This window comes from Sphingobium sp. AP50, from assembly GCF_900109095.1.
Lineage (GTDB): Bacteria > Pseudomonadota > Alphaproteobacteria > Sphingomonadales > Sphingomonadaceae > Sphingobium.
This window is the reverse complement of sequence record NZ_FNYZ01000014.1, coordinates 139734-163984: the sequence shown is the minus strand read 5'-3', so window position 1 is coordinate 163984 and position 24251 is coordinate 139734. Positions and strand designations below refer to the sequence as shown.

The following is a 24251-nucleotide window of genomic DNA, read 5'->3' as shown; positions in this document are numbered from 1 at the left end:
GACGACGTGATCGAATATGCCCTCCCGGACGCGGTTGTCGCCCGAGCGATCCTGGAGGGCCGGCTGTCGGCCTTCGACACGGCCTCGGTCTCATGGGAGCAAGCGACCGGAGAGATCGAGGGACTGAGCCAGGCGGATCTCGCCCGGATTGCGGATGAATCGGCGAAACGGACCTTGCTCGCGGGGCGTGAGCGCGTGGAGACAGCGGATCTTCTCGCGGCGATCGCTGAGCGAAGGGCAGCGGCCCGACGGTAACGATGGCAGACGAGGAAGCGCGGCCGCATCCGCATATCTACCTGCAGGGGACAGGGGCGCGCCAGGGGTACACAGCCTATCAGGCGGGCGGCGATGGGGGCGGAGGACCGCCGCAGCGCGACAGGGCCGGTCACGCAAACGCTCTAGCCCAGGCCCTGACGCAGGTGGTGCAGCAGGGGGAGACGATCCTTGCAAGCCGCGAGCCCGCTGTGGCGGCGGGCGAGAAGGGCTTCTACGTCGAATTCACGCTGCCCGCGGACCAGGCGGACATCGTCGACAAGTTAGAGAACCGACGCGGCCGTTTTCCCATCGAGCTGGTAAACGTGCACCCTGCCGAAGAGGGGCTCGTCTCGGCAACGGTGTTCGTCCCGGAGAAGCAGAAGGACTATTACCTCAAGAAGGTCACAGCCTATCGCGACGAAGACACGGTTAGGCAGAAGACGCTCGACGATGGCTCGACCGTGGAAATTCGCAAGCCGAAAAACCAGCGCCTCGTCGCCTCGCTCGAGACGGCACGGCTGGCGGTCGCGCGGTCCTTCTACACCGACCAGGTAGATCTCTTCCCCGCGCCGGGTGTTGAGGCCTGGTGGGAGGTCTGGGTCCGAAAAGGGACGAAGGGGTCGTTCGACAAGGCTGCACAGGCGCTCGGCATGGCGACGCGCGAATATAGCCTCGAATTCGCTGAACGTGATGTCGTCGTCGCAAAAGGCACACCGGAACAGCTCGGCCGGGTCATCGCGAACACCGACAGCGTCGCGGAACTCCGCCTCGCACGGGATACGCCCTCGCTGTACATGGGCATGGACGGCGCCGAGCAGCGGACGTGGAGCGCCGACCTCGCCGACCGGCTCGTGCCGATCGACGGCGAAGTGCCCGCCGTCTGCCTGCTCGATTCCGGAACGACCATCGGCCATCCGCTCATCGCGCCCTATCTGGCGCCCGGAGACCAGCAGGCGTTTGACGCCGCCTGGAACGTCGAGGACGTTAGCACGCAGGCTCATGGAGGGCATGGCACGCAGATGTCGGGGACGCTGCTCTACGGCGACCTCATGGACGTGCTCGACGGGACGGGGCCTGTGACCGTCAGGCACCGGCTCGAGTCCGTCAAGATCCTGCCGGATCACGGCGCCAACGACCCCGATCTGTATGGAGCGATTACGGCCCAGGCTATTGCACGCGCCGAGATCGCGGCGCCGAACCGGCCAAGGGCGATCTGCCTCGCCGTCACCAGTCTCGGCGATCATGGTCGAGGGAGACCATCGGCCTGGTCGGCGAAGCTCGACGCGATCGCTTTCGGCCGCGACGAGGTGCAGCGCTTCATCGCGGTCGCCGCAGGCAATATCCGCGAGGCGATCGTCGCGGCCGACTATCCCGCGCGCAACGACACGATGCCGATCGAAAGCCCGGCCCAAGCCTGGAATGCACTGACGGTGGGCGCCTTCACCGAGCGCACGCTGATCACGGATCCGACCTATGCCGGCTGGAGCGCGCTCGGGGCGGCCGGCGACATCATGCCGCGCAGCCGCACCTCCGTCAGCTGGATCCGCGAGTGGCCGCTCAAGCCCGATGTCGTCTTCGAAGGCGGCAACATCGGTCACGATCCAGCGACAGGCCAGGGCGACCATGTCGATGATCTCGCCTTGCTAACCACCTATCGTACGATGGCGGAGCGGCCGTTCACGACGACGGGCGATACTAGTGCGGCGACCGCGCTCGCCGCACGCATGGCGGCAGAGATCATGGCGGAGAAGCCTACTTTGTGGCCCGAGACGGTCCGTGGTCTGATCGTGCATTCTGCAGAGTGGACCGCAGCCATGCGCGCCCACCAAGGCACCATTGGCAAGCCCGCTCTCGTGCGGCGATACGGTTTTGGCGTTCCGTCACTGGCGCGCGCGCTTGGCAGCCTCGATCACGATGTGACCCTCATCATTGAGGACGAAATCGTGCCGTTTAAGATGAAGAGCGGGGCGGCCGTTACAGATGAGCTGGCGGTTCATCAGTTACCATGGCCCCGCGAGGCGCTCCTAGCGCTGGACCCCGCGACACTTGTTCAGCTGCGGATTACGTTGAGTTACTTCATCGAACCGAACCCCGGCGAGCGCGGTCTCTCGCGGCGGCACGTCTATGCGAGTCATGGTCTGCGCTTCGACCTGAAGCACGCTGATGACCCGATGGATACCTTTTTGCGCCGACGCACATCGGAGGCGGGCGCTCGGCCTTCCAAACGCGCCGCATCAGACACCGGTTGGACTGTGGGTCCGCAACTGCGTAACAGAGGTTCGCTCCACGCGGATATCTGGGAGGGAACTGCAACCGAGCTTGCCGCCCGTGACGCAATCATAGTCTATCCGACTGGCGGCTGGTGGCGGGAAAATGTCGCGCAAGGCCACGTCGGAGAGCCGGTACGTTACAGCCTCATTGCCAGCATCCGTGCGGCACCAGGCACCGAATTATACGCGGAGGTTGTAGCGCAGGTCACTCCGGAGATCGCGATCGAGGTCTAGGGCAATGGATCAGGGGCAAGAAGGCCTCGTGCGGCGGCGCAAGTCCGAGCTTTGATATGCGGTTTTCGTCTACCATTCACCAAGTGCGAACCGGCGAACCGGCGAACCGGCGAACCGCTGAACGGTGACGTGGCTGTGCTCCTCCTGGCATGTTGGATGGGCGCAGTTGGGACCTTGCGGCCGTTCTTGCTTCAGTGTCTGAACGGCAGCGCCCGACGAAAGCCGATGTTCCCGATTTTGGCCATACATCGGCATTAAACGAGCGAGACTGGCCGAGAACGGACTGACATGTTTCCGGCGACGAGCTGCGGAAGCGGACCGTCGTTCGGGGGAACGCTTCGAGCCATCGAAGCGCCAGCGGGAATAGGATCATCGGAGGCTGTATTCTTCGGCCAAGCTAGCGAATCAGCGGCCTCCCCAAATCGCTTTGTGGAGCGCTCCTCACACGCGCTGGGAGGCTGAGGCACAGTTGTGTTCTGTCAAACCCGAGGCAGGCACAAACCTCGTCAAGCAAATGATCGGGAACTCGCATGCGCGCTTCCGTGAGCGCGGCAAATAAAACGTCGGCGAGTTGCTCGGCGTCCAACACGGCGCGGACCTGTGCGCTCAGAAGAAGGTCGGTAGTCGTGGCGACGGTGAGGACCGGAAATCGGGCGGCGGCAATGCTGATAGCTTTGCGCTCGTCGATCAGCGCGGTCGCGCCGAGGTGGAGTGCGAGTGCGAGCGTGGCGGCCTCGCCGTCGTCTAGCGTTTGGGTGGCGCGTCCGGCGACTAGGCTCAGGTAGACGTCCTCCGCCTCTGCCGGCAGGTCGATGACGGTGACGTAGCCGGCCGCGATCAGCGGAGTGATGCCATCGTGTGCGCTGCGGCCCTTGTCGCGCCCGCGTTCAAGTTCGCCGAGCGCGATGCTCGGGATGATCGTAGGCTTGGACAAAGTGCGCAGAACATCATTTGCGCGCCCCCCGGCGACGAGGTTGATCCAGACGCTGGCGTCCGCGACGAGCGGCGGTTCAGGCCGAAAACGAACGGGATCCATCCGTCTCAGCTCCTTCCGCCTCGAACTCGTCTATTAGGGTCCGGGCATCGACGCGATCGATGTGGAGGAGCCGGGCAATCTGGCCTTCGCTGAGCAGTGCCTGGCGCCAGGCTTCGCTGGCCATCACGCTCATGCGCATCGAGATTTGGCGCCGCGCGTCGACCTTCGCATCGTCCGGCGGGATCAAGTCGCCGAGCACCTCAAGCGCCTGCGCATCAGTGATCCCACCTTGTTGGACGAACCAATCCCACGTTCCCGGCTTAGCGAGCCCCAACTCTTCAAGACGCCGGAGCATGGCTTCCCGGGAGACGCCGAAAACGTGGGCCAGCAGGATGACGTGGCGGCGGGTCAGTTTCGAGGCCCCGGCGGTCATCTCTTGAAACTTGACGCTCACGGCCCGGGCCGGGGTAAGGAAGCACCGCGCAAAGGTGTTGGCATAGCGCTCCTCTCGGGTCGAGTCCGGCGTCCCGTCGTGAAGCGTATCCGGCGACTGGCGGGTCGAGATGAAGTGCCCCAACTCATGCGCCCCGGTCTGCGTGCGGCGGTCGCGCGGGTGATCGGCATTCAGCAGGATGCACGCACCCGCGCGCTCGTCGAAGGCGTAGAGTCCAGAGATTTTCGGATCGAGCTTGCGGACATAGACGCGCGCGCCAAGCTGAAGTTCGAGCAGGCTCACGATATCGTGGACCGGTGCCAGTCCGAGCCCCAGCCATTGGCGCAATTCCGCAGCGTCCTGTTCGGCCTGAAGGGCCACATTGCCCGGGACAAGAGGGCGCTCTGGCGGATCGAGCCGCGCTCGCTGAATACCCAGCAGGTCCTCAAACTCAACTTCGGCCTGAACGAGGCGGTTGAGCAATTCGATGGCTGCTTGTAGCTTGTCGCTCTGCTCGCCAGTGTGACGGAACCGGGGCCGCAGATCGATGCGGATGCTGTCTTGGCGCAGCAGTTCGTTGAGCGACAGGCCGTATAGAACCGCCAGTTTCTGAAGCTCGTCGACGCGCGGCCGGCGCTGCCCCTGCTCCATCGCGACCAGAGTGGTGCGCGCGACATCAAGCGCAGCCGCGGCCGCAGCCTGCGTGATCTTGGTGTTCTCGCGGGCCTGCCGCAGCAGGTCTCCCAAGTCCTTGGGCGACAAGCCGCCCGGTATCAGTGCCATGGCGACACCCTGGCCACGCGGGCGACGAACGAGCGATTGCCAAGGCTGGTGAGGAAATCGAGCCACTCGGCCCGGTGTCGCTCGAGCAAGCCCGTCAGGGCGCTCTCGCCTTCGGCCATTTCCATCCCGAGCGCTTCGGCAGTTTCGCGGGCGACACGCCGGACGGTCCGCTGATGCAACTCGGAACCGCTGAGCGCCGCGAGATGATCGAGATGGAGAATACCGGCCAGCGCATAGTCGCGAAAAGCCGGCGACATGCCGGAGAAGCCTGCCACGGCGCCATCTTCCAATTCGGCGGCGCCGAGGTTTTCCCAGATATATCGCGAGGCCGGTTCTTCGATCCCGGCACGGTGGATGCTCATGCGCCGCAACATGCAGGCTGCGCAGACGCCGCACTGACGGCGCTCGCCATCGAAGCTGACGCGGCGCGAATCCTGCCAGCACGAGCGCGTATCATGCCAGGTGGGCGGGGTGGCAAGAGCGCTGGCCAAGGCGAGGGTTTCCCCCTTGGTGTTCCAGATACGCGGATATTCATAGGTTGGGGCCTTGTCGGTAAGGGCTTGAAACAGCCGCTCGATACGTCGGGTGAACGCGGGATGGACCCGATAATCGGGATAGCTCTGTCCAGACGAGACGAGGATCGGTCCAAGCGCGCCCTGCCCGCTCTCGGTCACCACGATGCGGTCGACGGGCGCGAGTTGGGCGGCAATGCCTGTGATCACCGCGAACTTGAAGCCCCGAGACCGCGCGGATGATTCGACGCGCTGGCGTTTGCCGAGCCTTACGTCGAACGGTACGATCGCGAAGCGGCGCTTCTTGCGCGGGACCTTCGTGCTGTCGACCCCCTTGGAGCCGAGACGGACACGGACGAGGCCGCCTTTTTCCTGGTCCTCCACGATCGCGGCGACGGCCCGGGAGTCGAGCCCGTCGCTATAGGGCATGATGACCTTGTCGGGGGTGTCGAGTTCGAGGCGGCGCGGCGTGATTTTCACAACGGGATCGCGGCGTGTGGTGAAGCTCACGGTCCAGCGATCGCCAGTTAGAAAGGCGAGCGCCTCTTCGAGCGCGCTACGGACCGGCGGCGAGCTCCATTTCTCTTCGTCATGCACCGCGACGAGCAAGTCGAACGACCGTGCCCAGCCCCAGGCCGGCCGCCGGACGCTGAGGTCGCAATATTCGACGGCGGCAGCGATCACGAGCAGATCGATCAGATCGCGCCGCCAGTCGGCGAAGAAGAAGTCCTTGAGCCCTTCGATCGACAGCGTGATGGTCTGGCCGAGTGTCGCCACGCGCGCGCCCTCTCGCGGCGCTTCGTCCATCTCAATGGCATCGACACGGTGCGGCACCGCATCCGCGGCATGATAGAACTTGGCGGTCAAAGCGGAACTCCGTCATCAAGGCCGGAATAAACGACGGTGGCGGTTCGCGCTGGCGCATCCGGTGCCCGCAACAGAATCCGGGCGACGCCGGATACATCCACTCTGCCATGCGCCTCTTCGAGACGCGAACGGGTGGCGCGCGCCCGGTGATCCGAGGCTTCGCGGTGCATATGCTCTTCGATCTGCCGACTGCCCGCGAGCATCCGGTCCGACACGCTTGCCTCCGCGGCCCGCTGGAGCGCCGCCTGCCCGCGCAGCCCGTCTTGCAAAGCATCGATCGCGTTATTCACGAGCCCATGCTCCATGGTCGAGGAGCATTCGCGGTGCAGCGCATTCAGATCGGCGGTCGGAAGGTCACGAAAGAGCCCGGGCTCATCGGGGCCGATGATCAGGGCCGTTACGCGACGCACGAGCCCAGCGGAAAGCTCCGCACGGCAGTCACGCTCCGCTGCCTGCTGCAGCGCCTCGGAAATTTCGGGCGCCGAGAAAGACGACAGATAGGCGCGCTTCGCCGTCTGCTTCCACTTCGGTGACATCGGCAACGAACGGTACGGACCATCGCTCATTTGAAGTCCTCCTGTCAGGTTAAATGGTCGATTGACCTGACAATGTCAACATTTCTAGTGGGAGAACCTGTCATTCATCTGATCGTGACACTCCGCCACGCACCACAGTGGCCCCACCGCGTAGGAGCTGGCAGTTCGATAGGAATGACCTAGACTGCGCCATCAGTTTGCAACGAGCGTGGTTTGATGTTCATCGAAAAGCTCACCCTTACCAATTTCCGGTGCTTCGGGCCGGATGCGACGACAATCGAGCTTTGCCAGGGTCTCACCACGTTCGTCGGTGTGAACGGCGCCGGAAAGACCGCTGCCCTGCAGGCGCTTCAGCGACTGTTCGGGATTACAGGTGATGAGCGCCGGCTAAGGCGCCAGGACTTTCATGTGCCGGTCGACGAAAGCGCGCCGCCACTCAGCCGCACCCTGTCGCTCGATGTTATCCTCGCCTTTCCCGAACTCGATTCTGGCGCAGGAGCCAGCGCTGCCGTTCCGCAATATTTTCAGCAGATGGCCGCAAACGATGCCGGCCAGCTGAAATGCCGCCTGCGGATAGAGGCAACCTGGACCGACGACGGTTCGCTCGAAGGGACGGTGGAACAGAAGTATTGGGCTGTGCGAACGCTAGGAGCGTTCACTGAGCTCGACTGCATCGACATCAAGGCGCTCGATCGCGCGCGGATCCAGATGATCTACGTGCCTGCCTCAAGAGACGGCGCCTCGCAGGTCGCGTCTTTCCTGCGCGGGCGCCTCTGGCGGGCGATCAACTGGTCGCCTGCGGTCCGGCAGAGCTTTCAGGAGGCCGGCACGCAGCTCAATACCGCCTTTGCCGGCGAAGCCGCGGTCGGTTTGGTGGCAAGTGCGGTCACGCGGCGTTGGCAGGAGGTGCATACAGCGGGCACCGACACTACCCCTCTATTCCGCCCGATCGACCTTCGATTTCAGGAGTTCATTCGCAAGGTCCAGGTGATGTTCAGGCCCGATGAAGCTGGGCGCGAGCGAGCGCTCGACGATCTGAGCGACGGTCAGCGTTCACTGTTTCACCTCGCGATGACCGCAGCTACACTCGATGTCGAGGCGGGCATCGCCGGCGCAGGCGCCGGCACGGGTTTCCAGCCTGGAGGCGTCCCACTACCGGCGTTGACGCTAATCGCCGTCGAAGAGCCCGAGAACAATCTCGCGCCATTCTACCTCGCGCGGATCGTGAAGCAGATCGAAGATCTGACGGCAGGCGCGCGAGCGCAGGCGATCATCTCTAGCCATTCGGCGAGCATTCTGGCGCGCGTCGAGCCGGAGCAGGTGCGCTATTTCCGGCTCAAGCCAAAGAGCCGAACGGCGCAGGTCAGGCGTATCGAGCTTCCCGAGAATATCGAGGAGGCATCGAAGTTCGTGCGTGAAGCCGTGCGGACCTACCCGGAGCTCTATTTCGCGAAGTTTGTCGTGCTGGGCGAGGGAGCATCAGAAGAGGTCGTGTTACCACGCCTAGCAGAGGCGATGGGGCTTGAGATTGACCGGTCTTTCGTTGCGGTCGTGCCGCTTGGCGGCCGGCATGTGAACCACCTGTGGCGCCTGCTCAATGCGCTCGACATTCCGCACGCAACGCTGCTTGATCTCGACTGGGGACGCAATGGCGGCGGCTGGGGTCGGATCAAGACGAGCTGCGAGCAGCTCCTAGCAATCGGTCTGCCGGCGGCAAATGTTCTCAAGGACGGCCTGGACCTGCTCGGTGTCGCTGCCTTCGACGGCTTCAATCAGGCCGACACCGCGGGCATTATCGGATGGATCGAGCATCTCCGTCGCTTCAACGTCTACTTCGCGGCGCCGCTCGACCTCGACTATTCGATGCTGTGCGCCTTCCCGGCGGCCTATCGCGTGTCCGAACCGGGACGAACCGGGCCCTCCGGTCAGGGCGATCCGCGTGATGCAGTGCTCGGCGAGCACCATCTCGGCCATCTTTATGCCACCACGGCGGATACGGACCTCCGCTGGTATCGCTATCTTTTCCTCGGGCGGGGGAAGCCCAGCACCCACGTCCGCGTGCTAAGCGCGATGGCGCCGGCGGACATGGCGGCCAGCGCCCCGCCCGAGTTGCGCGCACTGCTGCAATCGATAGTGCAGCGCTTGGCGCCACCTCCTCCCGCACCGCCACCGGCGTCATAATATGCCCCTCATTGCCCCTGACGACTGGAGGCCGCGCGGGATCGACGATCTCGAACCCAATGCCTGGCGCGCTTTGCGAGCGCCGGGCTCGACCTCGATCATCGCCGGGCCGGGCGCCGGCAAGACCGAATTTCTCGCCCAGCGCGCGGCCTATCTGCTCGAAACAGGCATCTGCCCGGCCCCCTTCCGCGTGCTCGCTATCTCCTTCAAGACCGACGCTGCCGATAATCTCGCGGCGCGCGTGCGAAAGCGCTGCCCACCCGAACTCGCCAATCGGTTCACATCGCTCACCTTCGATGCTTTCACCAAAGGACTGGTGGACCGTTTCCAGCCGGCCATTCCGATGCCTTGGCGACCGAGCCGGCCCTACGATATCTGGTTGCCGACAAAACAGCAGACCGAGGGCCATCTGACGGAAAGCCGGCTGGCGGCGCCGGTTGAGTGGCAGCCGGCAATCGCAGGCATTTCCGCCTTCGGATTTGAATCCAGTTATGTCGGCCGGTATCGATTACCGTTACAGCAGCAGGCGGCGCAGTCGGGACCGGAGTTGGCAGTCCAGCGCTGGTGGCCGCGCATGCTCCAAGCCCAGCCGCGGTCGAGTATGACCTTCACAAGCCTGAACAGGCTCGCCGAACTGCTCATGCGTGCGAGCCCGCATATCCGCCGTGCGCTGCAGATGACCTATCCGTTCGTGTTCGTCGACGAGTTCCAAGATACGACCTACTCCCAGTATGATTTCCTGATGTCGGCGTTTCACGGCTCGGCGTCGATCATAACGGCGGTCGGCGACGACAAGCAACGGATCATGACCTGGGCGGGGGCCCGGCCCGACGCTTTCGACCGGATTAAGGCGGATTTCGCAGCCGCCCCGATCCCGTTGTTGTTCAACTTCCGCTCGTCACCTGATCTCGTGCGGATCCAGCATGTTGTTGCGCGGGCGCTCGATCCACAGGCGGCCGAGGGTGTTTCGCGGACCGAACAACAAGTCGATGGCGATGTCGCACAGGTGTGGAGCAGCGCCACGAAAGACAGCGAGGCGCTGCATCTCGCACGTTGGCTCTTGAGCGACATGCAGGCGCGCGGACGCCAACCGCGCGATTATGTGATCCTGGTCAAGCAACGCGCCGACCTTTTCGAAGCCGATCTTGCGAAACGCTTCTCGGAAGCGGGGCTTCGGATCCGCAACGAAGCACAACTGCTCGGCAAGATGAGCCTGCAAGATCTATTGAGCGATAGCGCAGCAAAGCTCGCACTCGCGCTTCTACGGCTCGGGGCGGATCAGCGCGCGCCAGCCGCGTGGCAGCACTGCTCCGACGCGATGCGCGATCTGAGGGCGGTTGCCGGCGACGATATGGTAGGCGACGCGCAATGCGAGGCGTTGCTCGCAGGCTGGGTGAAGAGCCTGCGAAGTGACATGGCCCAACTGGTGCCTGCGGGAGACAGCGCCGCCACGCTGGCGGGGCGGGCCTTCGCCTTTCTCGGGATGGATTCGCTTAGACGGAGCTATCCTGAATATGCCCAGGGCGAGCTCCTCGATATCGCTGTCGAAGCGTTCAGGACGCATCTCGTAGCGAGCGCCTTGGGTGCAACAAGCTGGTCCGCTGCTTTGGACGCCTTCGAGGGGACCGGTCAGATCCCGCTAATGACCGTACATAAGAGCAAAGGGCTCGAATATGACACGGTGGTGTTTGTGGGCCTCGACGATCAGGCGTGGTGGTCACACAAGCCGGGGGATGCCGAGGGGCTGGCGACCTTCTTCGTCGCGCTGTCGCGCGCGAAGCAGCGAGCGATTTTCGCGTTCTGCCGGGGACGGGGTCAGCGCAATAAGGTGGCGGAGCTGTTCCAGTTGTTGGCCAATGCGGGTGTTCCCGAGTTCGAGATCTAACGATCGGGATCGCGGCGACAATCACGGATCAGTGGTGCCCTCATACGGCGATAACCCACGTCCGGCATGTGAAGCAGTTCGAGCGCTTGGTTGGCCGCCTGAACGAACGGGTATTCACGGCGACGCCCGCGCCAAACCGGACAGGCTGGTTCCCCCCCAAAATCGCGCGATGCGGAAGCCGCTGCACGCGGCCAGCGGGTATGAAGCGGACTGCCTGCAATTTTGAGCACCGCAGAGCTCGGCCAAGGCGAAATAGGGCGCACGGCGGACTGGCAGGTTTGCGCGATCTGAACGACAGGTTGCGGCAAAAGCCGACGCTTACATCACCGACGCTGAATGTCTAAAGCTGGTCGCGAGCGTCCGGTTGCCAGACGCTCTACGTCTAGCGAAAGAGATCAATGCGCACAGTCGGTAAAGGTTGTTTTCTGTGGTAGAGAGCGCGAAAGGGTATGACGTGTCAGACGATAAAACTTGCCTATAATTCTTGGACGCCAGATCCGATTCCCTGCGATCGGGCCCGCGGCGTCAAAACTACGGATCACTTGATTTAGTGATTTTTAGGGCTCGATCTAAATTAGAAAGCACGCTGGTGAGCAAAGTTGCGGTTGTCGGGGCGGGCGCGATCGGAGCCACCGTTGGGGCGTGGCTGACAAAGCGCCCGGCAATCGATCTGACGTTTTGTGTACGGACACCCTTTGAACATCTGAATGTGGAGACGCCCCAAGGACTTATAACGGCAACGCCACGGCAGATCGTTGACTTATCAAAGGCCGAAACGGTCGATTGGGTGATCGTTGCCACTAAGACTTACGACGCCTTGGGAGCAGCGAGCTGGATCAATGCGCTAAGCGACCTCAATACGCGCGTGGCCGTCTTGCAGAATGGCGTTGAACATCTTTCGCGGTTTCCGTCGGTTAATCGCGATCGCATTGTACCTGCAATCGTGGACATCCCCGCGGAGCGGACAAAGCCGGGTAGCGTGAAGCAGCGCCGGGATGGGTCTATAGTCGTCCCTGCAAACGCAAATGGCCACGATTTTGCCGCGTTGTTCACTGACACGTCGATTGATGTTCAGACAGTCGAAGATTGGCAATCCGCTGCATGGCGCAAGCTTGCGATCAACTGTGCTGGCGCCGTCAACGCATTGACCATGCAGCCCTCCGGAATAGCGCGAGATGCAGAGATCGCCGAGCTCATGCGGGCATTTGTTCGCGAATGTGTCGCTGTCGGTAGGGCGGAGGGAGCCGTGCTAACCGATAGGCTGCCCGATGAAGTCGTGGACAATTACCAGAATGGTCCCCCAGATTCGATCAACTCCATCCACGCTGATCGTCTGGCTGGGCGTCAAACCGAGGCGGACGCACGCAATGGCGTGATTGCGCGTTTGGCTCGCCAGCATGGTTTGAGCGCCCCGCTAAATTTCATGGCATGTATCTTGTTGAAAGAAGGTCCCGCAGCAGTCTGATGCAATCGGGTTTCTATCGACGAAGCTCAGGACGATCCTCGAACGTCGGTGGATCATTGAGCAGCTGCTGAGCGCCTTTTAAACCCACGTATGAATGATTTGCACGGCGTCGACAGCTAGCCTGCGGAAACCTAGACAAAGGATTCCGTGTGAAACAGCTTGAAAATCAGACAGCGCTCATCACAGGCGCTTCGCGCGGTTTAGGCCGCGCAACGGCATTACGCCTCGCCAAAGCAGGCGCGCATATCATTGCGCATTACAGCAACAGCACGGCAGGCGCAGAAGCGGTCGCGGAGGAAATTCGAGCAGGGGGCGGACGCGTAGACTTGGTCGCTGCCGACCTGTCGGCGCCTGATGGCGCGCATCAAGTTGCGCGTGCGATCAAGGAGCTTGGAGTTTCCAAAATCGACATCCTTGCGGCGAATGCCGGTACCAGCGGTCTGAGTTCAATCGAGGAACAGACAGTCGAGAATTTTGACTATCAATTCGCCGTCAACGTGCGAGCACCGTTTTTCCTCGTCCAGCAGCTGCTTCCATTCATGCATACCGGCGGGCGCATAGTCCTGTGGTCGTCCAATGTTGTTTCTACTGCGATGAATGGCGCATCCGTCTACACAGCAACAAAGGGCGCCATTGCCGTATTGACGAGAAATCTGGCGAAGGAGCTTGGTCCTCGCGGCATTCGGGTCAACGCAGTTGCACCGGGGGCGATCGACACCGACATGGCTCAGATCGTTCTAGGTAACGAAGAGGGCCGCAATATGGTCAAGTCGATGCAGGCTCTTGATCGCATCGGGAAACCCGAGGACATTGCCGACGCAGTCTTGTTTCTCGTAACGGACCAATCGCGGTGGCTGGACGGTCAGTCCCTAGATTTGAGTGGCGGCTTCAACCTTTGAACCAAGCGCGCGCGAGGGCATGCCCTCGCGCGCGTTCTAAGGGGGAACGAACGCCTTACCAAAAGATAGCGAACCCTCCGCCCTGCTTACGCCTCAAGATTGCTCGGCTTGCCCGTTTAGATTGATTACTTGTTCAATCGGTGCGACGATGAGGCCGTCCCGACCGAGTACCGACAGGTCACCGATCCGTTCGCGCTCACGGGGTTTGATAGGACTACCCTCGAGGTAGCTTTGGAACACACCCTCATCGAGGCCGACAAAACGGACGAGGCCAGGCTGGGGCAACGACGCCGCCAGCGTCCTTGCCGTGTCGAGATCGACGTCGAGAAGGCCGAACGGAGATATGACCGACCCGGAGAACGATCGCTTCTCCTCGTCCGTGACAATGCGCATGCGTGAACGCGCGACTGGGATCAGTCCGTCGTCGCTCATCTTCAAAAGGCCAAGGCCCTGGGCTGTCTGTGCCACGTGGACGCGCGCGACGGCCTGTACGAGGTCATCATGTTCCTCGGGCGTCGGCTTGTCGCCCTCGGTCTCAGGGTCGAGAGCATATAGGAACGGATCGCGCGGCGGATCAGCTAGGCCCCAACGCGACATCACTGCCCATCCCTTTACCCGCTTGGAACGCCATTGGACCCGCGATCCCGGAGGCTGGCGCTTTTGGACACGAATGCCCGTGATCTGACCGCTGGCAGTCTTGATCGGCCCTGGGACACCGCCCCTTGTGGCATTGCCTTTCTGATGTGAGCCCTTGGCTTCCCCGATCGCAAGTTCGCCGGGACGTGCGCAGACCCAGTCTGGCATTTCGGTTTTCGAGCGGGGCTTGCGACTGACCCGCCAATTTCTGGACAGATGAAAATTATCGCCATCAATGGATGCGAACCAGACGAAGTCGTGATGCTGCGCAAGATATGCGCGCGCGAAGAATCTGCCGAACAGACCCGAAAAGGAGCGGCGCATTTCGGTGCCCCGTCCCGGACCGTTTTCACGCCATACAAGATCGGTCCCAGGCTCGAGTAAATCTTCTAGGAGACCGAACAGAGTCGAACCGCTCGGCGCCGTTTGGAGGATCTCATTCCACGCGCAGCGCGCCACTTCCTCGATGTCTAAGGTGACCCGGCCAAGCGGACCTCCGCTTGAACGCCGCAGATGCACTGGGCAGGCCGATTTGGGCTCGATGATGTAACGCTGCGAACGAGTGCTCATTTTCTACTCTCGACGACCCCGCACAGATGATGAGCAATGATCTTGGCTTCAGTACACTTAAGCGTCTGCCAGCCTTGGAAGCCGTTCTCTAGTCTCGTGTGACCAAATCATATCGATCAGCGTTCATAACTTTCGTCCAAGCAGCAACGAAATCCCGAACGAACTTCTCGCCAGCATCTTCAGAGGCGTAGACCTCTGAGATTGCGCGAAGCTGAGAGTTGGATCCAAAAACGAGATCGGTTCTTGTCGCGGTCCAACGCTGGTCGCCGGTTATGCGGTCATTACCAACAAAACAGCCGTCCTCGCTTTCCATCCGCTGCCACGCGGTTTCCATATCAAGGAGGTTGACGAAAAAGTCGTTGGTGAGGTGCCCGACGCGTGTGGTGAGCACGCCGCGTTCGGATCCACCATGGTTGGCGCCGATGACCCGCAAGCCGCCGATCAGCACGGCCATTTCGGGGGCGGAGAGCCCCAGCAGTTGAGCGCGGTCAATCATCAGCTCCTCGGTCGGGACGCTGAATGGCGATGCCAGATAGTTCCGAAATGCGTCTGCTTTGGGCTCGAGCATGCTCATGCCCTCGATATCAGTCTGGCTGGCGAGGGCATCGACGCGGCCGGGCGTGAACGGTACCGCTACACTGTATCCGGCAGATCGCGCCGCGCGCTCGATGCCGACGTTGCCGCCCAGTACGATCAGATCGGCCAGCGATACCTGTCGGGTGCCATTGTCGAACCGAGTTTTAACGGCCTCGACCGCTATGAGAACGCGCTCGAGTTCGATCGGCTCGTTGATGGCCCAGTTCCTTTGGGGGGCGAGCCGGACCCGCGCGCCATTGGCGCCGCCACGGTGATCCGAGGTGCGATGGGTAGCCGCTGACGCCCACGCGGTTTTCACGAGGTCCTGGGTGCTCAGTCCCGAAGAGGACAGGTCCGATTTGAGCGAGGCGATATCCTGATCGTCGAGAACATAGCTGCTTGGCGAAGGCAGTGGATCCTGCCAGATCAAATCCTCGGCGGGCACATCCGGCCCCAGATAGCGCGCCTTGGGCCCCATATCGCGATGGGTGAGCTTGAACCAGGCGCGAGCAAACATGTCGCCAAAATGCGCCGGGTCTGCCCGGAACCGCTCCATGATCACCCGATAGGTGGGATCGGCCTTCAACGCCATGTCTGCCGTCGTCATCATCGTCGGCACCTTGACCTCGGGCGTATGGGCCTTGGGCGCGAGGGTCTCTTCGGGGTTTCCGATCGGCTGCCATTGTTGCGCGCCCGCGGGGCTCCGCACAATCTCGTAATCGTGGTCGAGGAGCATATCGAAGAAGGTCATGTCCCAGGCGATCGGCGTCGGGGTCCAGCTGCCTTCGATACCGGAGGTGATGGTGTGGTCGCCGGTTCCGCTCTCGTGGGTGTTGTGCCAGCCAAAGCCCTGGAAGGCGATATCGGCCCCTTCTGGTTCGGCACCAACGAGCCTGGCATCGCCTGCGCCGTGCGATTTACCGAAGGTATGACCACCGGCTGTGAGCGCGACAGTTTCCTCGTCATTCATTCCCATTCGCTTGAAGGTTTCGCGAATGTCGCGCGCGGATAGAAGCGGATCGGGTGTCCCGCCGGGGCCTTCAGGATTGACGTAGATCAGCCCCATCTGGATCGCGGCGAGAGGCTCTTCCAGCGCCCGACCGGCCGCTTCGTCGATCCGGGTGAGATTGCCTTCCTGGCCGACCCATTGTTCCTCGGTGCCCCAATAGATGTCGCGCTCCGGCTCGAAGAGATCGACCCGGCCGCCGCCGAAGCCGAAAACGGGCCCACCCATGTCCTTGATCGCAACATTGCCGGCGAGGATCATCAAATCGGCCCAGCTGATCTTCCGACCATATTTCCGTTTGATCGGCCACAGCAGGCGGCGAGCCTTGTCGAGATTGGCGTTGTCCGGCCAGCTGTTGAGGGGGGCAAAGCGCTGCTGCCCAGCGCCTGCGCCGCCACGACCGTCGCCAGTGCGATATGTCCCAGATGAGTGCCACGCCATGCGGACGAAGAATGGGCCGTAATGCCCATAGTCGGCCGGCCACCAGGGCTGGCTGTCCGTCATCAGCGCGACGAGGTCGGCCTTTACCGCAGCGAGGTCGAGAGATTCGAACTCCGCGACGTAGTCGAAGTCGGTCCCCATCGGATTGCCCGACAGGCCATTCTGTTGGAGAATGTCGAGGGAGAGCTGGTCGGGCCACCAGTCGCGATTTGTCCGACCCAGAAGCGCTCGCTTGGCGGCCCTGCCTGCCATCGGGCAGCCAGAAGTTTCCTGGGTCAGTCGTGCGTCCATTGTCGATACCTCGTTCGCGCAAGGGCTTAAGCCTTGGTGTTTCCATCGGGGAAGATTGATGCACGGCGCGAGGTGCGGCTGTCGGCTATACGCTGCGCACAAACGGCATACTTGCGTATAGGTCAGGCGCCGATTTCGATCACGCTGGGCACCAGCCAACCGACTTCGTCCCGGTCGTGGCTGACATAGAGGACGGATACGCATAGTTCATCGCGGACAGAGGCTGTGTCGCAAGAGCAGGTGCTGCAAGAAACAGAATAGGGATGAGACGGCGAGGCGGATACTGAGCAAGAAGCGCCTGGTCATTTTCGAAAAAGCGGAAGGGGCCCATTTGGTACGGTGATCAAAAGTCGATGACATCGACCATTTCTCCGGCGGCAAGCGCGGGCGAATTGGGCGTCTGCCGGACGAGCAGCGTGGCGTTCGCGAGTTCAAGCTGCATGCCGGAATCCTGATTATCGACCTTCACGATACCGTCAGGGTCGGCATAAGCACGAAGAAATGTCTCACGAACTCCGGTCGATGGTAGCGGGCTGGCCAAACGGGCGCGGCGCCATTGCAACGCATGTGATGGCTCCCGTCCCGTAAGCCCTGCAAGGAGGGTTGTGAGGAACAGTCGAGCGGTGACCATTGCAGAGCTCGGATTGCCCGGGAGGCCAAGAACGAGCGTTGTCCCGAGGCGGCCGAACCATACCGGCTTGCCTGGCTTCATCAGAACCCTCGGGAACAAGATTTCTGCGCCGAGGCCGATGAATGCTTGCTTGGAAAAGTCCCGCTCTCCGACGGAAGCGCCGCCTGTCATGATGACGAGATCGGCAGAGCGCGCGGCCTCACCGGCCGCGTGGGTAATCGTGGCGATGTCGTCGGAGATGCGGTGCCGGCCGATGATCTGCGCGCCCCAAGTCTCAGCGAGCGCTGCGACCCCATAAGAAATGCTCTCGGGAATGGCGAACCGGCGTAAGCGCGCGCTGCCGGGAGGGAGCAGCTCGTCCCCTGTCCCTAATATGGATATGCGGGGTCGCCGCCAGACTTCGAGCTCATCCAGGTCGGCACCGGCTGCGGCCACTATCGCCTGCGGATCGAGCCGGCGGCCGGCCGGAAGGAGCGCATCGCCTGCCGCGAAGTCCAGCCCCGCCTGTCGAATGTGCCGACGCGCGGTGGACGGGTGGAGCATTGTCGCGAGTGATCCGTCGCGTTGGACCTCTTCCTGCACGACAACCCGATCGGCGCCGCCGGGAATAAGCGCGCCAGTGAATACCCGCACGCATTCGAGCAGTCTGACGGTGCCCTCAAAAGGTGTTCCTGGAAAAGCGGTGCCGACGACCTCGAACGGAGTGCTCAGCGAGAGGTCTTGATCCCGCAGGGCGTAACCATCCATCGCCGAGACGTCGCCGGCGGGCGAGGTAATTTGCGCGATGCACGGCGCCGCAAGAATCCGACCATGCGCATCGCCAAGCGCTACGGTTTCCGGACCCAACGGAAGCGCGGCTACTTTGACAAGCGCAAGAGCGTCATCGAAGGAGATCATGGCGCGTCCCATTCGCGCGAAATCGGATCATGGTCTGGCATTGATGCGAACGTACGGGGAGCGAGTGGCACTCACCAGCTATCCGCGAGGATGATTGGCCACCGTGCAGACAGCATCACCCGCCAGTCGCGCTCATGTGACGCGCGGTGGAGGGAGCGATGCCTCGTCCAATCTCGAACAGGTGGCGAGGGGGTTTGGCGCGCAATGCCTCATCCAACCCCGCGTCGAGGCCGGCCATGCCGCCATCACGATAGGCTGTTTTTAGGTCAACATAGTCTTCATGACCAAGGCACATCGTGAGCTGCCCGTCTGCGGTGAGCCGAATGCGGTTGCAGCCCTCGCAAAAATTCCCGCTCATCGGCGTAATGAGACCGAGGCGGGTGCTGGTGCCGGCAAGCTCGAAATAGCGCGCTGGCCCACCTGTTCGATGAGTGCTTGGACGCAGCGCGAACGAGCCTTCAAGGTCGGCGCGCACTGTCTCCAGCGAAAGATACCGGTCTGTTCGATCTTCCTCGACGACGCCAAGAGGCATCGTCTCTATCAGCGTGAGATCGTGCCCTTCGTCGCCACACCAACGCAGCATCGTCCCGAATTCCTGGTCGTTGAGACCCGCAAGGGCGACCATGTTGATCTTGATCCGAATACCGTTTGTCCGCGCAGCCTCGATCCCGTCCAGGACATGGCCGAGATCGCCCGTGCGCGTGATGTGACGGAACAGCGCTGCATCTCGCGTGTCGAGACTGACATTGATCCGGCGGACGCCCACGTCCGCAAGCAGGGCTGCATGCTGCGCGAGCCGTGTGCCGTTAGTGGTGAGCGTGACCTCTTCGAGCGGTGAAGTGGCTAAAAGGTAGCCAAGCCGATGCGCGAGGTCCGGCAGGCCGCGCCGTGTCAGTGGCTCTCCACCGGTCAGCCTGATGCGGCGGACGCCGCGTGCTATGAGCCGCTCGCTGATAAGCGCCATTTCCTCGACGCTAAGGAGGTCTGCGCGGGGAAGGAAGCGCATGGTCTCGGACATGCAGTATCGACAGCGCAGGTCGCATCGATCTGTGACTGATAGGCGCAGATAGGTGATGCGCCGTCCGAAACCATCGGCGAGGGCTGACGCTGGCTGCGGAGCCATAGTCTGCTCGCTTGCAGCGCTGTCCGTCATTGGCGCGTGGGTCCCCATCGTTTTCAAGTTGCCTGCTATGGCAGTTATCCGGCGATACTACACCGTGGGCGTCGTGCTGCGCGGCAGCTATTATACGCACGTATGCGCGATCCGAGGCCAGCGCGGCGAGGCGGCCATACCCGCGTATAATCCCACCGCGACGCGATGAGTGGGAAGACAAGCTGCCGCGACGGCCGCGTCGTCGCTTCTTTTTATGGAGCAGAATTCCAGTGACCGGGTTTGAGGCCGCAGCCGCGACCGCAGAATATTTGCGCTCGATCGATCCCGGTCGGGAAGCACGTGCGATCGCCTATACACAAGGAGCGCACTGGATCCTGCTATGGGCCCTCCTTCTGAAAATATTGGCCGACTGGCTCATACTGCGAATGAGACTGCTCGAGCGGGTACGCGACGGCGTCCAGCGCACGCGACTGCGGCCGAAGCTGGCCGCTTTCTGCTGCGTATCGGTCTTCTTGCTCGCGAACTGGGTGATCCTGCTGCCGTGGGCAATCTACGCGGAATGGGCGCGCGAGATCAGCTACGGGCTCTCGAGCCAGCCTCTCGTCCCCTGGATCGCGCAAGGTGCGATCGTCGCTTTGTTCGCAGCCCTTTTTCTGGGCCTGCTCGCCACCCCCGTTTATGCGCTCATCCGCCGATCTGGGCGGCGCTGGTGGCGCTGGTCGAGCCTTGTCGTGGTCGTCTTTGCCTTCGTCGGTATCGTCGTTGGTCCGGTCGCGTTCGGATCCTTGTTCAACACCGCGAAGCCGGTGCCGGCTGGACCGGTTCGTACAGCAGTGGTTGCCCTTGCGCGGGATGCCGGCATTCCGTCAGATCGCATTGTCGTCTCGAACAGCGCGAGCCAGACAAACCGTTACACAGCCACCGTGGTGGGCGGACCGGGCTTTGCCACGATCGAGCTGAGCGATGAGATGTTGCGGAGTGGCGCGGACCTCGCCGAGGTGCGCGCTGTCGTCGCCCACGAGATCGGTCACTATGTCCATCACCACCTGATGATCCTCGCGCTTGTGGTTGCGTTTCTGGGAACATGCGGCTTGTGGGCGGTCGATCGCACTTTCCCTTACATTGCGCGGCTGGCGGGACGGCCGGATCTCTCGATTGGCGACCCGGCGGGTGCGCCGGCGCTACATATGGCGTTGGTAACCTTCATGCTGCTGACGTCGCCAATCATCGTCACAGCCCAGCGGGCGGTCGAAAACGATGCCGACATGTTCGGTTTATCGCTCGCGAACGAGCCGAGCGGCGCGGCTCGCAGTCTTCTGCGAACGGTCGACTTCCGGGCAAGCAGACCGTCTGCGCTTGAGGAGACGCTGTTCTATGATCATCCCAGCATCGCGCACAGGATTGAGCGGGCCATGCAGTGGAAGGCAGTGCACCCCGGCCAAGAGGGTGCCCTGCGGTGAGAGCGCGAAGCCTAACCGCTGCAGCGGTGAGGCTCATTCTCAGGTGCTTGGTTCCATACCTGTGTATGGCGCCTGCGCCTGCAGGTACGATTTCTCTTTCCGGTCTGCGCTGCGATCTTGTCTCCATCGGCAAAATCGGAGGCAGACCCATGCGGACGCTGTGCGATCAAGTGGCTAAATATGGACCCTCGGCGAGCGTCATCGCCATCGTGCTGGGCGTCGCATTGTTCTCCGGGCTCCTGGCGTATCGTATCGTCGAGGACCCGGTCTGGACGGTCATCATCAGTGCGATGGTCACTGTCACCCTCGTCTCCGTGACCGCCCCACGATCGGAAGCGCGCAAAGGAGGGCATGGCCGTGCATAGGTTCGCTCACCGCGCTCGGCAGACCGCCTGGGCAGTTCTTCCGATCACACTGCGCATGTCGCCTGAGGAATTGACGTTCGTCGTGGCGAGCTCGCAGCTCATCTACACCGATCTCTCCAGGCGGATCGGCCAATTCTGCCGCGCCCACGGTGCCCGTCGCAGCGCGACGGATACAGGGACGGTGGGCTTGGTCGAGCAATGGTGAGGCCGCTCCGTATCCGGATCGTCGGTGGCTCGATTGCCGGTCTTTTCGCGGCAATCCTGCTTGATCGCCAGGGGATGGATGTCCGGATCTATGAGCGCTCAGGTGCCGATCTGTCGGGGCGTGGAGCTGGACTGACGGGCGGCCGCGAGCTGTTCGACGCGATCCACAAGATCGGCTGTAGCAATGTGAGCCGTTTGAGCGTGCTCTCGGACCGACAAGTCATGCTCGACCAGCAGGGCGGTGTGGTCGCTGACCAACCTGCATCCGGGTCACGCTTCTCCTGGGATTTGCTCTATCGGACGGCCCGCGCCAAGCTTTCCGACAATCAATATGTGCAGGGCCGCCATGTGGTCCGCGTCGAGCATCTCGAGGATGGCGCTGCGGTAGTGTTCAAAGACGGCGAGCAGGAGCGGGCCGATTTGGTGATCGGCGCAGACGGCGTGGCATCAGTCGTGCGGCAGCTGGTCGACCCTGATCATTTTGCCAATGATTATGCAGGCTATGCCGCCTGGCGCATCCTGCTGCCGGAACAGCAGCTCCCCCAAGGCCTGTCGTCGATGCGTAATGCGCTGGTCGCCTTCAGCTGGCCGGGTATTCAGTCGATCGGATATATGGTCCCAGGTGGTGCCGGCGAGATCGAACCCGGTCGGCGTCGGTATAGCTGGGGTTGGTACAGACCGGCGTCTGCGCGCGAACTGACTTCGCTTTTCACGACGGCAGATGGCCATCGGTTTGAATATTCGCTGCCTCCCGGCAGCATGTCCGAAGAGCGTGTCGAGGAATTTCGCCGTGATGCAGCAGCCCTTCTGCCGCCTCAATTCGCGGAGATCACGCAATCCGAGCACCGGCCCTGGATACAGGGAATATTCGATTATCTGCCTCGCCGTCTGGTCGCAGGGCGCGTCGTTCTTCTGGGCGATGCGGGGGCGCTTGCTCGGCCTCATGTCGGGATGGGCACGTCAAAAGCCGCCGGTGATGCGGTCGCGTTGGCCACCGCTCTCGGTGCTGCGGGCACGATCGGGGAGGCATTGCGCGCGTTTGAGCGTGATCGTCTCGCTTCCGCGCAGTGGCTGGTTATGCGCAGTCGCGAAATCGGGGCATCGTTACGCTTGGCTGGTTGACGGTCAACGCTGACCGCGTTTTAGGCAGCGTTGATGCCGTTTTCCGCCATCACGGATCGTGATCCGATCGGCATCGTGATGCAAAAGCGCACGCCGCGATCCGGTCTCGGGGCCGCGGTAATTGTGCCGGCATGCGCCTCGATGATACTTTTTGCGACCGACAGACCCATTCCCATTCCGTCGCTCTTCGTCGTAAAAAAGGCCTCAAAGACGCGGTCGGCGTCCGCGCCGAGGCCGGGACCTGTGTCGGAAACCTCGAAGTGGAAGCCCTCCTCGCCGCAACTGGAGCTGACCATGATGTCGCGCGTACCCTCCGGCTGATTTGCCATTGCTTGGGCAGCATTGACGATCAGATTGATCAAGACCTGCTGGAGTTGGATGCGGTCGGCGACGATCAAGGGGAGGTCGCGGACGAGCGCGACGCTGGTCTGCGCGCCAAGAGCCGCGGTCTGGCGCCGGGTGATGTCGAGCGTCTCTTCGATCATTGCGTTCACGTCGAACTCGGTTCTGGTCCCACTGCCCTTCATGGCCATGCGCCGCGTTCGTGTGATAATCTCGGACGCCCGTGTCGCTTCATTCATGATCCGCTGGATCGCGGCCTTCGCCTCGACGATGTCGGGCTCCGTGCGAGCAAGCCAACGGCGTGCGGCGTTGCTATTGGCAACGATCGCAGCAAGGGGTTGATTAACCTCATGCGCGATGGAAGCCATAAGTTCTCCCAGCATTGCCACGCGGCCGGCATGTGCGAGATCGGCCTGCGCGCGAGCGAGAGCCTTTTCCTTTCCGACTCGCTCGCTGATATCAACGAGGCCGACGACGACAATGACCTGTTCAGACGGGTTTTTCGGAAAGGCGCAACTCAAAAGAATGTCAATGAGCGCGCCGTCCTCGCGACGCATGACTGTCTCCGTCTCGTAACTTTCCTCGCCTGCGAGATAGGCGAGCAGATTACGATTCCAGGCATCGAGTCCGGCGTCGGGAACCCAATCGCCGAGCGATCGGCCAATCACGGTACTGCGCGCCAAGCCGAACATCGAACACGCTTTTTCGTTGAGGTCGAGCACCGGGGTTGCATTGAGGCCCCGGCGAACCACGCTCAAATCTGTTCGCAAATGGCGCACGAGGTCGGGTACGGTTGCCTCGAGCTCTGCGATGAGAGTGCGCAGGTTGCTGAGGTCAATTTCCCAGAATCCCACAGCGGTTCCATCGAACACGCTGTGGTAGCGCTGCTGTTCGCGGCTCAGGTCGAAAACGAGGGTATGAAATCCTTCGAACCCGTCGACCCCCATGCGCGGCACGTAGCGAATAGCGGCGTCGCGCCAACCATCCTGGCGATGAGGAACTCGAGCCTCAAAAGAAACCGACTGACCAATTTTGACGCGTTCAAGATACGGAATACGAGTTGAATAGGCCTCACCGCCAAGAAATTCGCTCATATGAAGACCAACCAGATCTTCTGGCGCACGTCCATACCAGATCAAGTGGTGATCGTTAGCGTATCGACACACATGATCTGCGTCAAAAAAAGAGATCAGTGCGGGAATGGCGTCGGTAGTATGCCGCACATAATCATAGACAATCGGTTTAGCAACGCCATCATCCATGCGTATAGGTCCCGTTGACGAGCGGTAACGCTGCCGTC

At 62.1% G+C, this 24251-nt stretch carries 17 protein-coding genes and 1 pseudogene; 9 read left to right on the top strand and 9 right to left on the bottom strand.

Annotated elements, in window-relative coordinates; genetic code table 11:
* Both BMY84_RS29870 and BMY84_RS20185 read left to right on the top strand, forming a co-directional pair.
* A pseudogene (locus BMY84_RS29870) lies at window positions 1-255 on the top strand (hypothetical protein); the annotation flags it as partial.
* Between the two features lie 2 nt (window positions 256-257).
* A complete protein-coding gene (locus BMY84_RS20185) occupies window positions 258-2759 on the top strand; it encodes a S8 family peptidase (RefSeq protein WP_093086067.1) in 2502 nt (833 codons plus the stop codon).
* Between the two features lie 397 nt (window positions 2760-3156).
* Here BMY84_RS20185 and BMY84_RS20180 read toward each other — a convergent pair whose 3' ends face one another.
* Genes BMY84_RS20180 through BMY84_RS20165 form a run of 4 tightly spaced genes read right to left on the bottom strand, consistent with a single transcriptional unit; the run spans window position 3157 to window position 6896 of the window.
* Window positions 3157-3795, bottom strand: coding sequence for a hypothetical protein (locus tag BMY84_RS20180; protein ID WP_093086066.1), 639 nt, complete (start codon window positions 3793-3795; stop codon window positions 3157-3159).
* Complete coding sequence (locus BMY84_RS20175) at window positions 3770-4951, bottom strand: helix-turn-helix domain-containing protein (protein WP_093086064.1); 1182 nt, start codon at window positions 4949-4951, stop codon at window positions 3770-3772. Before BMY84_RS20175 ends, BMY84_RS20180 begins: the two co-directional genes overlap by 26 nt.
* Entirely contained in the window at window positions 4942-6330 is a 1389-nt protein-coding gene (locus BMY84_RS20170; RefSeq protein ID WP_093086063.1) for a 7-cyano-7-deazaguanine synthase, read from the bottom strand. Before BMY84_RS20170 ends, BMY84_RS20175 begins: the two co-directional genes overlap by 10 nt.
* Window positions 6327-6896, bottom strand: a complete 570-nt coding sequence (locus tag BMY84_RS20165; RefSeq protein ID WP_143075105.1) for a hypothetical protein — start codon at window positions 6894-6896, stop codon at window positions 6327-6329. The genes BMY84_RS20170 and BMY84_RS20165 overlap by 4 nt, the downstream gene beginning before the upstream one ends.
* Before the next feature lie 186 nt (window positions 6897-7082).
* On the opposite strand from BMY84_RS20165, the gene BMY84_RS20160 reads away from it, so the two are divergent.
* The 4 genes from BMY84_RS20160 to BMY84_RS20145 all read left to right on the top strand — a co-directional run bounded on the left by BMY84_RS20160 (window position 7083) and on the right by BMY84_RS20145 (window position 13296).
* A complete protein-coding gene (locus tag BMY84_RS20160; protein ID WP_093086060.1) occupies window positions 7083-9047 on the top strand; it encodes an AAA family ATPase in 1965 nt (654 codons plus the stop codon).
* 1 nt (window position 9048) lies between these two features.
* A complete protein-coding gene (locus BMY84_RS20155) occupies window positions 9049-10932 on the top strand; it encodes a UvrD-helicase domain-containing protein (RefSeq protein WP_093086058.1) in 1884 nt (627 codons plus the stop codon).
* 589 nt (window positions 10933-11521) lie between these two features.
* Entirely contained in the window at window positions 11522-12397 is an 876-nt protein-coding gene (locus tag BMY84_RS20150; RefSeq protein WP_093086057.1) for a 2-dehydropantoate 2-reductase, read from the top strand.
* A 149-nt stretch (window positions 12398-12546) separates the two neighbouring features.
* On the top strand, window positions 12547-13296 hold the full coding sequence (locus BMY84_RS20145) for an SDR family NAD(P)-dependent oxidoreductase (protein WP_093086055.1): 750 nt from the start codon (window positions 12547-12549) through the stop codon (window positions 13294-13296).
* A 93-nt stretch (window positions 13297-13389) separates the two neighbouring features.
* Here BMY84_RS20145 and BMY84_RS29365 read toward each other — a convergent pair whose 3' ends face one another.
* From BMY84_RS29365 to moaA, 4 genes are all read right to left on the bottom strand, one after another.
* On the bottom strand, window positions 13390-14502 hold the full coding sequence (locus BMY84_RS29365) for a hypothetical protein (RefSeq protein WP_143075104.1): 1113 nt from the start codon (window positions 14500-14502) through the stop codon (window positions 13390-13392).
* An 88-nt stretch (window positions 14503-14590) separates the two neighbouring features.
* Window positions 14591-16816 carry a catalase/peroxidase HPI gene (gene katG, locus BMY84_RS20135; protein ID WP_093086052.1) on the bottom strand — a complete coding sequence of 742 codons (2226 nt, stop codon included), beginning with the start codon at window positions 16814-16816 and terminating at the stop codon, window positions 14591-14593.
* A gap of 343 nt (window positions 16817-17159) precedes the next feature.
* A complete protein-coding gene (locus tag BMY84_RS20130) occupies window positions 17160-18344 on the bottom strand; it encodes a molybdopterin molybdotransferase MoeA (RefSeq protein WP_093086051.1) in 1185 nt (394 codons plus the stop codon).
* A 115-nt stretch (window positions 18345-18459) separates the two neighbouring features.
* The gene (gene moaA, locus BMY84_RS20125) at window positions 18460-19467 is read right to left on the bottom strand and encodes a GTP 3',8-cyclase MoaA (protein WP_093086049.1); all 1008 of its coding nucleotides are present in this window, start codon (window positions 19465-19467) and stop codon (window positions 18460-18462) included.
* A 260-nt stretch (window positions 19468-19727) separates the two neighbouring features.
* Here moaA and BMY84_RS20120 point away from each other — a divergent pair, with 260 nt between their 5' ends.
* The 3 genes from BMY84_RS20120 (at window position 19728) to BMY84_RS20105 (ending at window position 22609) form a co-directional block, all read left to right on the top strand.
* Window positions 19728-20918, top strand: a complete 1191-nt coding sequence (locus BMY84_RS20120; RefSeq protein ID WP_177204100.1) for a M48 family metalloprotease — start codon at window positions 19728-19730, stop codon at window positions 20916-20918.
* 149 nt (window positions 20919-21067) lie between these two features.
* The gene (locus BMY84_RS20115; RefSeq protein WP_093086046.1) at window positions 21068-21283 is read left to right on the top strand and encodes a hypothetical protein; all 216 of its coding nucleotides are present in this window, start codon (window positions 21068-21070) and stop codon (window positions 21281-21283) included.
* A 198-nt stretch (window positions 21284-21481) separates the two neighbouring features.
* Window positions 21482-22609: an FAD binding domain-containing protein gene (locus BMY84_RS20105; protein ID WP_093086042.1), complete on the top strand. Its 1128-nt coding sequence runs from the start codon at window positions 21482-21484 to the stop codon at window positions 22607-22609.
* A 20-nt stretch (window positions 22610-22629) separates the two neighbouring features.
* Here BMY84_RS20105 and BMY84_RS20100 read toward each other — a convergent pair whose 3' ends face one another.
* Entirely contained in the window at window positions 22630-24213 is a 1584-nt protein-coding gene (locus BMY84_RS20100; RefSeq protein WP_093086041.1) for a PAS domain-containing sensor histidine kinase, read from the bottom strand.
* Window positions 24214-24251 lie beyond the last annotated feature (38 nt).